The organism is Streptomyces sp. NRRL F-4489 (genome assembly GCF_001509485.1).
GTDB lineage: Bacteria > Actinomycetota > Actinomycetes > Streptomycetales > Streptomycetaceae > Streptomyces.
This window is the reverse complement of sequence record NZ_LLZI01000224.1, coordinates 20,291-33,610: the sequence shown is the minus strand read 5'-3', so window position 1 is coordinate 33,610 and position 13,320 is coordinate 20,291. Positions and strand designations below refer to the sequence as shown.

Below are 13,320 nucleotides of genomic sequence, written 5' to 3'. Positions count from 1 at the left end.
CGTTACTCCGCTTGACTGACGCGCTTGACCGGCGCGGGGGAGCGGGCTGCGGTACGCGCCGGGGCGCGTCATGACCGGGATCGACACCGGTTGTGACGCGCCCTGTGCTGTGGCGTGACGCGGCGCGGTGGCGGGGGTGCCGCCCGGGGTGACGCGGTGCTCCCGCTCAGACCGTCTCGTCGCGGGTGCGGTGTACCGAGTAACTGACCAGCGCGGCACCGAGTACGAGGAAACCCGCGCCGCCGACCACGTAGGGCGTGGTGTCGGGGCTGCCGGTGTCCGCGAGGTAGTGGTGCGCCCCGCCGTCCGCGGCGGGCCCGCCGCCCGGCCGGGTGGTCGTGGAACCGCTGCCGGTATTGCCCGCTTCGGTGTCCCCGGACCGGCTGCCGGAATGCTTCCCCGCGCCGGAAGCGTCCGAGACATTCGCCCGGCCCTGGCCGGCGGAAGCGGAATCCGCCCGCAGCGCGGAATGTGTCGCTCCGTCATCTCCCACCAGGGCATTGGCGGAGGGTACGAACCACAGGGCGAACAGCACCGATCCCGCGGCAGCGGCGGTCAGTAGTGGTCGACGTGCGGTCACGAAAGCGATCCCCCTTGTGGGTTCGGCGAATTGGCCGTTGCCCGCAGATGTTAGTGACCGCCGCGGGTCGCGCGGTAGTCGGGACCCGGACGTGCTTACCCTCCGTCCATGAGCAATGGTGAGACATCACGCTTTGTACGGCTTCACGTCGAACTCGTCATGGAGGTCACCGACGCCGATCGCCTCACCGGCGCCGCCGTCGACCACATCAAGGGCGAGGCCGCGGTCCCCGAGGACGAACGCAGGCAATCGCTGGAAACGGTCAGAGACGACCCGGCGGAGGCGCTGGCCCACCTCATCGACCCGTTCGACCTGGTCACCGGGGTGCCCGGCACCGAACTCGCCCAGGCGTCCTGGAGCAGCGAGGAGATGACCGACTACGACCCGGACGCCGAGTGGGACGCGGCGGAATGGGACCTCGCGGAGGACGCGGAGGGCGAGGACTGAGGCCCGACCGGTCCGCCACGCCCCGCGGCGCAACGGGCCCCGACCCCCGGCCCCCGGTGGAACACGGCACGACGCCGCGCCCTACGGGGGCCGTATCCCGCGTGGACGGACGAATCCCCGCGGCGCGACATATCCGGCCGGTTCCGGGGAACCCGCCCGGAAGGAAAGCCACGCGCGGCCGATGCCCTCTCCGCCCGGTACTCGTTGAACAGCCGGGCCGTGGTCTGGCTGTCGGCACGCACCGTGCCGCAACGGACGGGACGCACCCCATGCGCCACCCCGCAGACCTCTACGTGACCCATATCATTCATCCCCCCATGGCCGTTTTGCCGCGCTTACGTGTTCTTGCGTGTCCTTCCCCACATTTCCGCCAGGAATGGAGCAGACGAAACGGATAAGGCGTTCCATGGGAGTCGGCCGGAATGCCTGCGTCCAGATATGTCTGCGGTCAGTTGGCGGCTCGCTCGGGGATTTTTCGCAATCGGTAACAATGGAGAAGCGTGTGATGACGGACCGCAAGCGCCGCAAGGGCCTCATAGCCAGTGCCGCGCTGCTCGGCGGGGTACTCACGGTCGCCGCGTGCGGCGCCAGCAGCGCCACCGGCCACGGCGGCGGTGCCAACGCAGGACGCCACGAGAACGGACAGCACGACAGCACCCAGCAGGTGGACGAGGCGGCCGCCCAGGACGCCTCGCAGGCCAAGATCACCATCGCCCCGCAGGACGGTTCCACCGACGCCGGTCTCAACAGCGCGAAGGTGACCGCCAGTGGCGGCAAGCTCACCGACGTCACCCTGACCACGGTCACCGCGCACCAGTCGCAGCAGACGCAGCGCAAGACCGTCCCGGGCACGCTGTCGGCGGACGGCACCTCCTGGAAGCCGGACCAGGCGCTCTCCCGCGCCACCACCTACAAGATCACCGCGCACGCGAAGGACGCCCAGGGCCGTACGGCGGTGGAGAACTCCACCTTCACCACCGTCTCCCCGGCCAACAGCTTCATCGGGAACTTCACTCCCGAGGACGGCTCGACGGTCGGCGTCGGTATGCCGGTGTCGATCAACTTCGACAAGCCGGTCAAGAACCGTAAGGCCGTGCAGTCAGCGATCTCGGTCGCGTCCAGCAGCAACCAGCAGGTCGTCGGCCACTGGTTCGGCGACAAGCGGCTGGACTTCCGGCCCAAGGACTACTGGAAGCCGAACTCCGACGTCACGCTGAAGCTCGCGCTGGACGGCGTCGAGGCGTCGCCGGGTGTCAAGGGCATCCAGAACAAGACCGTCCACTTCCACGTCGGTCACTCGCAGGTCAGCACTGTTGACACCAAGACCCACATGATGACCGTGGTCCGGGACGGGAAGACGCTCCGCACCATCCCGATCTCCTCGGGCAGCGCCGACCACCCGACCTACAACGGTCAGATGGTCATCTCCGAGAAGTTCCAGCAGACCCGGATGGACGGTTCCACCGTCGGCTTCACCAACAAGACCGACGGCAAGGGCGAGTACGACATCCCCGACGTCCCGCACGCCATGCGGCTGTCGAACTCCGGCACCTTCATCCACGGCAACTACTGGGGCAAGGGCATCTTCGGCAAGGCCAACACCAGCCACGGCTGCATCGGCCTGAAGGACGTCAAGGGCGCGGGCGACCCGTCCACCGACGGCGCGTGGTTCTACAACCACTCGCAGCTCGGCGACGTGGTGAAGGTGATCAACTCCCCGGACAAGACCATCAAGCCGGACAACGGCCTCAACGGCTGGAACATGTCCTGGTCGCAGTGGGTGGCGGGCAGCGCGGTCTGATGCCTGCGGGCGGCTGACGCCTCCCAGCGGCTGACGTTTCAAGCGGCTGCTGTCTCGAAGCGGCTGACGCCGGCCGGCCACGGCCCGGCACGGCGCTCGTCACGGCCCGGTCCCGACGCTTCGGCGCGGGGGCCGGGCCGTTCCGCTTCCGCTTCCGCTTGGTCCGTATGCGCAGGCCCACCCGCCCCTCCGTACAGTGGCCAGGTGAGCGACGACCGCACGAACAACCGCCGCACGGGGCGCGGCACCCGGAAACCTCGCGGCACCGGGCAGCCCGCCCCCGACCCCGCCGCCACCAGGTCCGCCACGGCCGTCCTGGGCGACATCCTCGGCCGGGTCCGCTACGCGGCGGACGGGACGGCCGCCGAGGACGCCATCGAAGCGGGCGCCTCTCAGCTGACCGCTGCGCCCCCCGGCTGGCCGGCCATGAGCACCGCCGTGATCGCGGCCGCCGCGGACGCCGTACGCCGCTGCTGGGCGGGCGGCTGGCACCCCGCCGACCTCGAACGGATCGTCCGGCGCGAGGCCCAGGACACCGCGCCGGCGGCCGTGGTCCTCGACGCCATCGCCGCCGAGGAGGCCCGGCCCCGGCCCGCCGGCGGCCCCGCCCGGGACGCCCGCTGGCAGGCCCAGCTCACCCGCCTCGACGCCCGCGTCTGGTGGGACACCGACGCCGGCTACCTGGACGCGCTGGCCGCCCGCCGCCGCGCCACCCGCTTCGAAACCGCCTGCGACGTCCTGACCACCCTGCGCCTGCTCGCCCGGCTGCCCCGGATCACGCCGCTGCCACCTCCGTCCCCCACCGGTACGGCTGCCCCCGCCGGCGGTATGGCCGCCTCCCGCGCGCTCGGCCGGATCCGCGGCCTGCTCGCCAAGGCCGAGGCGACCCCGTACCCCGTGGAGGCCGAGGCGCTGTCCGCCAAGGCCCAGGAACTGATCGCCCGGCACAGCATCGACGAGGCCCTGCTCGCCCACGCCGGGGACCCGGGCCGGCCCGCCGACGGCCCCGCGGCGATCCGCGTCGGCATCGAGGGCCCCTACGAGCAAGCCCGTGCCCTCCTCCTGGACGCCGTCGCCTCCGCCAACCGCTGCCAGGCCGTCTGGGCCTCCGACCTGGGCTTCTCCACCGTCATCGGCTTCCCGCCCGACCTGGAGGCGGCCGAACTGCTCTACACCTCGCTGCTCCTCCAGGCCACCACCGCGATGAACCGCGCGGCCGACGACCACCACGCCCGCGGCCGCTCCCGCCGTACCCGCGACTTCCGCCAGACGTTCCTCGTGGCGTACGCGGACCGCATCCGCACCCGGCTCGCCGCGGCCACCGCCGCCGCCACCACCGAGGCCGCCGACCGGACGCCCGCCACCGCCGACCGGCTCCTGCCGGTGCTCGCCGCCCGGGAACTCGCCGTCGAGGAGACCGCGGGCGCCCTCTTCCCGGACACCGCGCCGGTCCGCCTCCGCGGCGTCCGCGACGCCGCCGGCTGGCACCAGGGCACCGCCGCCGCCGACCGCGCCCGCCTGGGCCACCCCACACCGCCGCCGCAGGACTGACCGCTCCGCGCCCCTGCCTCCGTGAGCTGCGGGGGCCGCCGTCCGGCCCGGTCGGGGGCAATGGCCCCGGGAAGTAAGGACCTTGGCCACTTCAGCCGGAAGCGGCGGGGCACGCAGCATGGACGCGACATCCTCTCTACACGAGTAGACGCTCGTGTGCGCACTGGGAAGTGGTGTGACGATGGCGTCGCGCGTCCAAGGTCCCGCCCCGTCAGGGACCGCCCGCAGTAACGGTGTTCGGGTCACCGGGCATGACGGCGAGGGGTGCCCCGGGGCGCCGGGCCGGCAGGGCGTCCGGTGACCGCGTCCGCCGAGGGGCCGCCGCACCCCGCGCGGCCGGCCCGCGCCACCCGCGACGACGTCGCCCGGCTGGCCGGCGTCTCCACCGCGGTGGTCTCCTACGTCCTCAACAACGGGCCGCGGCCGGTCGCCCCGGGCACCCGGGAGCGGGTCCTGGCGGCGGTACGGAGACTGGATTACCGCCCCAACTCCCTTGCCCGCGCGCTGCGTTCCCAGCGGTCGGACAGCTACGGGATGCTGGTGCCCACCCTGGAGAACCCGTTCTTCGCGGCGCTGGCCGACGCCGTCGCCACCTGCGCCCAGGCCCGGGGCCGGACCGTGGTGCTCGGTTCCGCGGCGCGCGGACGCGTCAGCGAGAGCAGCCTGGCCGAGACCTTCCTCGCCCGCCGGGTCGAGGCGGTCATCACCGTCGGGGCCGACCACCCCGACCGGCTCGGCACCCTGATCGACGCCGGCGTCCCCGTCGTCGCCGTGGACCGGGACCCCGGCGACCCGCGGATGGGGCTGGTCACCGTCGACCACCGGGCCGGTGCGCGGGCGGCCACCGCGCACCTGATCGCCGCGCACGGCTACCGCCGGATCGGCTGCGTCGCCGGTCCCGTCGATCTGCCGGTCGCCCAGGACCGGGTGCTGGGGTGGCGTTCCGCGGTGGCGTCCGCCGGGCTCGCGCCCGGACCGGCGGTCACCGCCGACTTCACCCGGCGCGGCGGCCACGCGGCGGCCCGCGCGCTGCTGGACGGCCGCCGCCGGACCCAACGGCCGCTGCCCCGCGCGGTGTTCGTCAGCAGCGGCCAGCAGGCCGCCGGGTTCCTCGCCGCCGTGCAGGAGGCGGGGGTGCGGGTCCCGGACGACCTGGCCGTCATCACGTTCGACGGTACGGAGGAGACCCGCTTCACCAGGCCGGCGCTCTCCACCGTCGTCCAGCCGGTGCCCGCCCTCGCCGGGCGCGCCCTGGACCTGATCCGGGACGTCTTACGGGGCCGCGAGGTGGCCCGCCGCGTCACTGTCCCCAGCAGCCTCACGCTGCGCCGCTCCTGCGGCTGCGCGCCACCCGGGCCCGCCGCACCTGGACTCCCCGAGGAAGGACGATGCTCGAAATCGCCATAGTGCTGGTCGTGGTGGCGGCAGCGGCCTACATGATCGGGAAGAAGCTGAACCCGACGATCGTGCTCTTCACCCTCGGCACGGTCCTGCTGCTGGTGGCCGCCCTGCTCGGCCACGGACCCGACGGCAAGCTGGAGTTCGACTCCACGGGCAACGCCTTCTTCGACGTCTTCGCGTTCGTCGGCGCGGTGATCAGCAACCGCCTCGCGGAGGTCGGGCTCACCATCATGGTGCTGTTCGGCTTCTCCACCTACATGACGCGCATCGGCGCCAATGACGTGGCCGTGCACGTCCTGACGCGCCCGCTGCGGAAGATCAGGGCCACCTACCTCCTGGTGCCGCTCACCTTCCTGCTCGGCAATGTGCTCTCGCTCGTCGTGCCCAGCGCCTCCAGCCTGGGCATCCTGCTCATGGCCACCCTCTACCCGACCCTGGTGGGCGTGGGGCTCTCCCGCCTCACCGCCGGCGCCGTCATCGCCACCACCGCCACCATCGTCCCCACCCCGCTGGGCGCCGACAACATCGTGGCGGCCAAGTCCCTGGGCGTGGGCCTGCTGGACTACACGTACGGCATGCACGCCAAGGTGTCTGTACCGACGCTGCTGGTCATCGCGGTCGTCCACTACTTCTGGCAGAAGTACATGGACGCCAGGGCCCGGGCGGCCGGCGCCGGTCCCGCGCCCACCGCGGACACGCTGGAGGACGAGCGGCTCGACATCCGCACCGACCTGCCGCCCTCGTGGTACGCCGTCTTCCCCCTGCTGCCCCTGCTGATGGTGGTGGCGCTGAAGGTCGGCGCGGGGCTCGACACCGGCCTGGTGCCGATCACCCTGGCCTGCCTGCTGATCACGCTCGCCGTCGAACTGCTGCGCAGGCGGCAGGTCGCCGCGTCCTTCGAGGACGCCCGCCAGTTCTACGAGGGCATGGCCGCCGGGCTGAAGACCACCGTCGCCCTTCTGATCGGCGCCGCCCTGCTGGTGGAGGGCATCACGCGGATGGGCGTGCTCGCCCAGCTGATCGACGCGGTCAAGAACGCCCACGGGGCCGGGTTCATCCTGATGATCTGCTTCGCCGGCGCGGAACTGCTGATGACGCTGATCACCGGCAGCGGTATGTCCGTCTTCTACGCCGTCAGCGGCGCGCTGGGCGAGGTGAGCCGGCAGGCGCACCTCAACGGCGCCCTGCTGGCGCTGCCCATGCAGTTCATGGGCAACCTCACGCGCGCCATGTCCCCCATCTCCGCGGTCGTGATCATCGTCGCGTCCGTGCTGAAGGTGGCGCCGACCGAGCTGGTCAAGCGGACCGCGGTCCCCATGGGCGCCGGAATCCTCGTCAGCCTGACCCTCACCTGGCTCCTCATCCCCCACTGACCACGGGCCCACTGCCCCAAGGGCTCGGCTGACCCACGGGCCCTCGCCCCCATCGGCCGTTCGGCCCCCACGCCCCCCGTATCCGACCCGACACCGACCAGGAGCTCACCCCATGACCGACATCTGGTACGACTGCGACACCGGCTACGACGACATGATCACCCTCGTCCTGCTCGCCCACCAGCCGGACGTCCGCCTCCTGGGCGTCAGCGCTGTCGTCGGCAACACCACCCTCGCCAACACCCTGCGCAACACCCTCCGCGTCGTCGACGCCTTCCGCATCCAGGCGCCCGTCCACGCGGGCGCGACCAAACCCCTCGCGGCCGAACCCTGCACGATCGAGGGCCTGCTGGGCGAGGACGGCCTGGGCGCCCGTGGGACGGGCCTGCCCGCCACCGACCGGCGCCCCGAACCCCAGCACGCGGTTCCCGCCCTGATCGACTGCCTGCGCGCCCACCCCGGGCAGGTGACGATCGTCGCCACCGCCCCCCTGACCAACATCGCCCTCGCCGTCCGCACCGCCCCCGACATCGTCCCGAAGATCCGCGAACTCGTCTTCATGGGAGGCGGGGTGGGGCGTGGCAACCACACGGCGGCCGCCGAGTTCAACGCCTACGCCGACCCCGAAGCGGGACAGGTGCTGTGCGACAGCGGCATTCCCCTGCGCATGTTCGGCCTCAACCTCACCAACCAGACGCTGATCGACGCGTCCTTCGAGGACGCGATGCGCGCCGCCGGCGGCCCCGTCGCCGAGGCCCTGGCCCACCACACCGACTTCTACCTGCGCATACGCGACAAGGACAAGAACGTCCCCATGCCCTTGCACGACCCCAACACCGCCGTCTACCTCGCCCACCCGGAGTTCTACACGTTCCGGCCCGCCCGCCTGGACTTCGAAACCACCGGCCGGCTCACCCGCGGCGAAACGGTCTGCGAGTTCCGCGTCCCCAGAAAGGCCGCCCCCAACGCCCAGATCGCCATCACGGCCGACAGCGCCGCCGTCACCTCCTACTGGACCAACGAAATCACCTCCGCCCTCACCGCCCTGCGCACCGCCGCGGCGTGACCTCGGCCCGCCCCAGTAGCAGCTGGTCCCTTGCCGCTTCGGTCAGTGAACGGCCACTCCGGGGACCAGTGCGACGAGTCCGGAGAGGAAGCTGCCTGCTGCCGCGAGTGTGACGAGGGTGGCCTTGCCATCGGAGAACAGTCCGGAGCAGAAAGCGCGTACTCGTCACCGAAGGATCAGCATCTTGAGCTTCTGCCAACGGTGTTGGCGGATGTGGCAGCCCATGAGGAGGCCGGTCGCGTTGTTGCGGCAGCCGTCGTCCCGCCCTCTGACCGGAGCCCCGCACGTCACCGGTGCTTGAAAGAAGGACCAGAGCAGGACGACGGCGGAGAGGCCGGTGATCACCGCAGGTCCTGCGGTTCTGTTGATCCATGCGGCGATGAGCAGACCGCCGGCCAGGACGCCCCACCACTGCCCCAGGCCACCGAACCGACTGGCCCTGGCCCCCGAAGTCCTCATGCCCTCAAACGTGGCGCGGTGCCTCCTGGGCCATGCCCGCACGGCGGGTTATGGCTGAATCGGGTGCCAGGAAGTCTGGTGCGCCATGGGCTCGGGACAGGATGGTTCGAAAACCTGCCCTGAGCCCGTGAGAACGCACGTCCGTGGCCGGCGACATCGGCGTGGGCATCGTGGAGCCCAGCGCTCCCCGTGTGAGGAACGCTGAACCGTCAGTCGCCGGCCGGGGCGACACCAACAGGGCAGGAGACGCCGGTCCCACCGATGCCGCAGTAGCCGGCGGGGTTCTTGTCGAGGTACTGCTGGTGGTACGCCTCGGCCGGGTAGAAGGGGCGGGGGGCGGCGGGGAGGATTTCGGTGGTGATGTCGCCGTAGCCGGAGGAGTGGAGGACGGTGCGGTAGGCGTCGCGGGAGGCTTCGGCGGCCTGCTGCTGGGCGGGGGAGTGGGTGTAGATCGCCGAGCGGTACTGGGTGCCGACGTCGTTGCCCTGGCGGAAGCCCTGGGTGGGGTCGTGGGACTCCCAGAAGAGCTTCAGCAGGGCGGTGTACGGGACGACGGACGGGTCGAAGACGACGCGGACGGCCTCGGTGTGGCCGGTGTGGCCGCTGCACACCTCCTCGTAGGTGGGGTTGGGGGTGTGGCCGCCCTGGTAGCCGACGAGGGTGGTCCAGACGCCCTCGGTCTGCCAGAACTTCCGCTCGGCGCCCCAGAAGCAGCCCAGGCCGAAGTCGGCGATCTCCAGGCCGTCCGGGTACGGGCCGAGCAGGGGGTTGCCGAGGACGGTGTGGCGGTCGGGGACCGGGAAGTCCCGCTCCGGGCGGCCCTGGAGCGCTTCCTCGGGGGTGGGCAGGTGCGTCTTGAAGCGGGAGAACAGCATGGGGTGGGCTCCAGGGGGTGGGCTCGGCTCTGCTTCGTTAGCTTCTTTAGCGGCGTTAGCTTCTTCAGCGTTGTGTGTCGTGCGTCGGGGCCGGGGGCCCTGTGGGGCGGGCGTTGGTTCGTAAGGGAGAACGTCTCGCGGACGGGTCGCATTCCGGGGCCGGGCCCGGTGGCCCGGGCGTCAGTCGTGGGGGCGGAAGGTGGCGGGGGTGCCGCCGAGCTTTTCCCAGCCGGCGATGGCGACGGCGCGGTACGCGGCGTACTCGGCGGCCGGGCTGCGCCCGTAGGACCACGGGACGGCGCCCACATGGCCGTCGACGAGGCGGAGCTGCTCCATCGCCTCGGCGTACCGCTCGGCGTGGACCAGGAACCAGACGAGCAGATGGCGGACGTGCGGCGCCATCGGATGGTCGGCCGGGGCCTGGCGCAGGGCGAAGTGGGCGCCCTCGATGGCGCGTTCGATGACCGCGCTCTGGAAGAGGCTGTGGACCATGTTGGCCTCGGGCAGGTGCTCGTAGACCGCGAAGAGGGGGAGGGCCGGCAGCAGGCTCTGCGCCGGCGCCCCGGAGGCGGCGCGCTCGGCGAACGCCTCCGCCTCCTTACGGGACCCGTGCCACTTCTCCGACCAGTACGGGAGCGCGGCCAGATGCGCGCCCATGTGGTGCGGGGCCCGCTGGAGGACCCGGGACCACAGCTCCTCGTAGTCGGCGGGGCGGGCGCCCAGCCCCCGGGCCACGGCCAGCTCGGTGATGTACGGGATTGGGCTGCCGGGCGCCAGCAGCGCCGCCTCCCGGCAGACCGTACGGGCCTCCTCCAGGATCATCCGGAAGTCCTGCGAGCCGGGGTCGCGCAGCGCCTGGACGACCAGGAACTGCGCGTGCGTCTCCGCGCCCCCGGGGTCCTTGGGTGCCTCGGCGCGCCAGCTGCGCAGCCAGATGCCGCCGGTGCGCGTACCGCCCGGGGCGGACGGGTCGCCGGGCGTGCGTGCCAGCTCGAACGCGGCGGCGCCGGCCAGCGTCTGCACCCGCTGCCAGCGCAGCTCCCAGTCGTCCCCGGTGGACCGCAGCAGCTCGGCGGCCGGCCGCCAGTCGTGGGTCCGGCGGATCTCGGCGAGCGCCGCGTCCAGCGCCTCGTCGGGGCCGGGCAGCCGTACGTCGAGCCGCTCCACGGGGACGAAGCCGTAGCCGGCCATGGGGTCGGTGGCGACCGCGTGCCCCTGCACGGCGTGCCGGACGGCCCGCCGGCGCCGCATCCAGGGCAGGAAGACCAGACCGCCGAGCGCGATCGCGACGAGGAGAAGCAGCAGTGCGTCCATGTGGTGTGTGTCCTGGTCGGAGGGGCGGAAGTGGAGGACGGAGGGGCGGAGGGTGGGTCGTTCCGGGGTTGCCCGGAGGTTTCAGGGGGCGTTCGGGCGGGGTGGTCACGGGGTGGGCAGGAACTCCCTCTGTATTCACTATCCAGGGAACGGGAAAGTTCCGGAAAGTTCGGTGGCGCGGCCGACTACCCTCGGCAGACATGAGCGATCCGCGCGACAAGCGCCACCAGCACTTCGAAACCCTTGCCATCCACGCAGGTCAGGAGCCCGACCAGGCGACCGGCGCGGTGGTACCGCCCATCTACCAGGTGTCCACCTACAAGCAGGACGGCGTGGGCGGGCTGCGCGGCGGTTACGAGTACAGCCGCAGCGCCAACCCGACCCGCACCGCCCTGGAGGAGAACCTCGCCGCCCTCGACGGCGGCCGCCGCGGCCTGGCCTTCGCCTCCGGCCTCGCCGCCGAGGACTGCCTGCTGCGCACCCTCCTCGTCCCCGGCGACCACGTGGTGATCCCCAACGACGCCTACGGCGGCACGTTCCGCCTGTTCGCCAAGGTCGCCGAGCGGTGGGGCGTGCAGTGGTCGGTGGCCGACACCTCCGACCCGCAGGCGGTCCGGGCCGCGGTCACGCCGCGTACGAAGGCGATCTGGGTGGAGACGCCCAGCAACCCGCTGCTCGGCATCAGCGACATCGCGGCGCTGGCCGCGGTCGCCCGGGACACCGGGGCCCGTCTGGTGGTGGACAACACCTTCGCCAGCCCGTACCTCCAGCAGCCGCTCGCCCTCGGCGCGGATGTGGTGGTCTACTCCACCACCAAGTACATGGGCGGCCACTCGGACGTGGTCGGCGGCGCGCTGGTCGTCAACGACGACGCGCTCGGCGAGGAGCTGGCGTACCACCAGAACGCCATGGGCGCGATCGCCGGGCCGTTCGACGCCTGGCTGGTGATGCGCGGCATCAAGACGCTGGCCGTCCGGATGGACCGGCACAGCGCCAACGCCGCCCGCGTCGCCGAACTCCTCGCCTCGCACGAGAAGGTGACCCGGGTCTACTACCCGGGGCTGGCCGAGCACCCCGGCCACGAGGTCGCGGCCAAGCAGATGCGGGCCTTCGGCGGGATGGTGTCGTTCCAGGTGGCGGGCGGCGAGGAGGCGGCGGTGGAGGTCTGCAACCGCGCCCGGCTGTTCACGCTCGGGGAGTCGCTGGGCGGCGTGGAGTCGCTGATCGAGCACCCGGGGCGGATGACGCACGCGTCCACGGCCGGGTCGGCGCTGGAGGTTCCGGCGGATCTGGTGCGGCTCTCGGTGGGCATCGAGTCGGTTGATGATCTGCTGGCTGATCTGACGCAGGCGTTGGGCTGAGGCCCGGGCCCAGGCTGGCGCTGAGGGGGCGCGGGGGCTGGGCGGCGGGCTGGTCGGCCTGTGCCCGTAGGCCCGGCTCGTCCCCGTACGCCCCGGCCCGGCCCCGTGCGCCCCGGCTCGTCCCCGTACGTCCGTCTGGCCACGGCCCGCCCCGGCCCGTTCAGTACCCCACCACGGGTGGCGTCGTACGGGCCGGGGGCGGGCGCCAGGGCTGGTCGGCCGCCGCCCACAGGGCGAGGGACAGCAGCGCCAGCAGGGCGAGCAGTGAGCCGGCGCGGTGCAGCAGCAGGCGCCGGGCCCGCAGCCGGCGGCCCCGGGCGGCGGCCCGCGCGGCCAGGTCCGGCGGCACCGGCGGCCACGGTCCGGCCCACAGCGTCCGCCGCGCCTCGGTCTCCTTGCGGTCCGGCGGCGGATGGGGCAGGTCGGGGCTGGTGGGGGCCGGGTTCACGGTGACGGGGTGGCCGGCCGGGGGCGGTGGCTGCGGAGCTCGGAGAGGGCGTTCCGGTACAGCGCCTGCACCCGCTCGGCGGGCAGCCCCAGTTGGGCCGCGGTCTGCTCCTCGGCGATGTCCTCGTGGAGGCGGAGGACGAGCACCAGGCGCTCCCGTGGGGGCAGCCGGCCGAGCAGCCCGCCGCGCGGCCGCCGGTGCCGCCGGGCGGTCTGGGCGAACAGCGCGGCCAGTTCGCGGCGGGCCCGCTCGTACGGGTCCTCGCCGCGCAGCCGGTCCCAGCCGGCGTACGTCCGGGCCAGCGCGCGGACCAGCAGGTCCTCGGCGGCGGGGGCCGGACGGTCGGCGGGCTCACCGGTCAGCAGGGCCGCGGCGTGCAGCAGCCGCCCCGCCGCGCCCGCGGTGAACGCCTCGAACTCCCGGGCCCGGCACCGTTCCCGCACCAGCCGCCGCTCTCCCACCGCGCCTCCCGGATGACGGCCCCCGGGCGCCCCGGCCCCTGTGGCGACGCCCCCGGGAACCGCCGGACAGCCCTCTGGCCCCTATGGCACGGCAGTCCGGCCAACGGGGTCAAGGGGTCGGACAGGGGGAAGGCCAGGTGTGGCGCGCCGTGCGCGACCGACCGTTCGGCGCGGCCCCCAAGG

Annotated in this window: 13 protein-coding genes; 7 read left to right on the top strand and 6 right to left on the bottom strand. The window is 72.8% G+C overall.

What is annotated here, in order from left to right:
• Nucleotides 1–166: 166 nt before the first annotated feature.
• A complete protein-coding gene (locus ADL22_RS17715) occupies nt 167–580 on the bottom strand; it encodes a hypothetical protein (RefSeq protein WP_066980045.1) in 414 nt (137 codons plus the stop codon).
• A 108-nt stretch (nt 581–688) separates the two neighbouring features.
• Between ADL22_RS17715 and ADL22_RS17710 the strand changes: the two genes are divergently transcribed.
• From ADL22_RS17710 to ADL22_RS17685, 6 genes are all read left to right on the top strand, one after another.
• Nucleotides 689–1,027: a hypothetical protein gene (locus tag ADL22_RS17710; RefSeq protein ID WP_066980042.1), complete on the top strand. Its 339-nt coding sequence runs from the start codon at nt 689–691 to the stop codon at nt 1,025–1,027.
• A gap of 505 nt (nt 1,028–1,532) precedes the next feature.
• A complete protein-coding gene (locus ADL22_RS17705) occupies nt 1,533–2,828 on the top strand; it encodes a L,D-transpeptidase (RefSeq protein ID WP_066980039.1) in 1,296 nt (431 codons plus the stop codon).
• A gap of 204 nt (nt 2,829–3,032) precedes the next feature.
• Entirely contained in the window at nt 3,033–4,379 is a 1,347-nt protein-coding gene (locus tag ADL22_RS17700; protein WP_199836324.1) for a DUF2786 domain-containing protein, read from the top strand.
• A 297-nt stretch (nt 4,380–4,676) separates the two neighbouring features.
• Complete coding sequence (locus ADL22_RS17695) at nt 4,677–5,786, top strand: LacI family DNA-binding transcriptional regulator (protein WP_066980036.1); 1,110 nt, start codon at nt 4,677–4,679, stop codon at nt 5,784–5,786.
• Entirely contained in the window at nt 5,768–7,153 is a 1,386-nt protein-coding gene (gene dcuC, locus ADL22_RS17690; protein WP_066980033.1) for a C4-dicarboxylate transporter DcuC, read from the top strand. The genes ADL22_RS17695 and dcuC overlap by 19 nt, the downstream gene beginning before the upstream one ends.
• A gap of 112 nt (nt 7,154–7,265) precedes the next feature.
• The gene (locus ADL22_RS17685; RefSeq protein WP_066980030.1) at nt 7,266–8,219 is read left to right on the top strand and encodes a nucleoside hydrolase; all 954 of its coding nucleotides are present in this window, start codon (nt 7,266–7,268) and stop codon (nt 8,217–8,219) included.
• Between the two features lie 165 nt (nt 8,220–8,384).
• On the opposite strand, the gene ADL22_RS36270 is transcribed toward ADL22_RS17685, so the two are convergent.
• From ADL22_RS36270 to ADL22_RS17670, 3 genes are all read right to left on the bottom strand, one after another.
• Nucleotides 8,385–8,678 (bottom strand): hypothetical protein, encoded by a 294-nt coding sequence (locus ADL22_RS36270; protein WP_234430749.1) that lies wholly within the window; start codon nt 8,676–8,678, stop codon nt 8,385–8,387.
• Nucleotides 8,679–8,887: 209 nt separating this feature from the next.
• On the bottom strand, nt 8,888–9,553 hold the full coding sequence (msrA, locus tag ADL22_RS17675; RefSeq protein WP_066980022.1) for a peptide-methionine (S)-S-oxide reductase MsrA: 666 nt from the start codon (nt 9,551–9,553) through the stop codon (nt 8,888–8,890).
• Between the two features lie 180 nt (nt 9,554–9,733).
• Complete coding sequence (locus ADL22_RS17670; RefSeq protein WP_066980020.1) at nt 9,734–10,867, bottom strand: hypothetical protein; 1,134 nt, start codon at nt 10,865–10,867, stop codon at nt 9,734–9,736.
• A 200-nt stretch (nt 10,868–11,067) separates the two neighbouring features.
• Here ADL22_RS17670 and ADL22_RS17665 point away from each other — a divergent pair, with 200 nt between their 5' ends.
• Nucleotides 11,068–12,228 carry a cystathionine gamma-synthase gene (locus tag ADL22_RS17665; RefSeq protein WP_066980017.1) on the top strand — a complete coding sequence of 387 codons (1,161 nt, stop codon included), beginning with the start codon at nt 11,068–11,070 and terminating at the stop codon, nt 12,226–12,228.
• A gap of 160 nt (nt 12,229–12,388) precedes the next feature.
• Here the strand turns inward: ADL22_RS17665 and ADL22_RS17660 are convergent, their stop codons facing one another.
• Together ADL22_RS17660 and ADL22_RS17655 are read right to left on the bottom strand one after the other, a co-directional pair.
• Nucleotides 12,389–12,676, bottom strand: a complete 288-nt coding sequence (locus ADL22_RS17660) for a hypothetical protein (RefSeq protein ID WP_234430748.1) — start codon at nt 12,674–12,676, stop codon at nt 12,389–12,391.
• Nucleotides 12,673–13,137, bottom strand: a complete 465-nt coding sequence (locus ADL22_RS17655) for a sigma factor-like helix-turn-helix DNA-binding protein (protein ID WP_066980014.1) — start codon at nt 13,135–13,137, stop codon at nt 12,673–12,675. The genes ADL22_RS17660 and ADL22_RS17655 overlap by 4 nt, the downstream gene beginning before the upstream one ends.
• Nucleotides 13,138–13,320: the final 183 nt, after the last annotated feature.

Excerpts from the sequence above, each read along its gene's own strand:
- ADL22_RS17670 (WP_066980020.1), bottom strand. The coding sequence starts at position 10,867 with ATGGACGCACTGCTGCTTCTCCTCGTCGCGATCGCGCTCGGCGGTCTG.
- ADL22_RS17665 (WP_066980017.1), top strand. The coding sequence starts at position 11,068 with ATGAGCGATCCGCGCGACAAGCGCCACCAGCACTTCGAAACCCTTGCC.
- msrA (WP_066980022.1), bottom strand. The coding sequence starts at position 9,553 with ATGCTGTTCTCCCGCTTCAAGACGCACCTGCCCACCCCCGAGGAAGCG.
- ADL22_RS17705 (WP_066980039.1), top strand. The coding sequence starts at position 1,533 with ATGACGGACCGCAAGCGCCGCAAGGGCCTCATAGCCAGTGCCGCGCTG.
- ADL22_RS36270 (WP_234430749.1), bottom strand. The coding sequence starts at position 8,678 with ATGAGGACTTCGGGGGCCAGGGCCAGTCGGTTCGGTGGCCTGGGGCAG.
- dcuC (WP_066980033.1), top strand. The coding sequence starts at position 5,768 with ATGCTCGAAATCGCCATAGTGCTGGTCGTGGTGGCGGCAGCGGCCTAC.
- ADL22_RS17710 (WP_066980042.1), top strand. The coding sequence starts at position 689 with ATGAGCAATGGTGAGACATCACGCTTTGTACGGCTTCACGTCGAACTC.
- ADL22_RS17685 (WP_066980030.1), top strand. The coding sequence starts at position 7,266 with ATGACCGACATCTGGTACGACTGCGACACCGGCTACGACGACATGATC.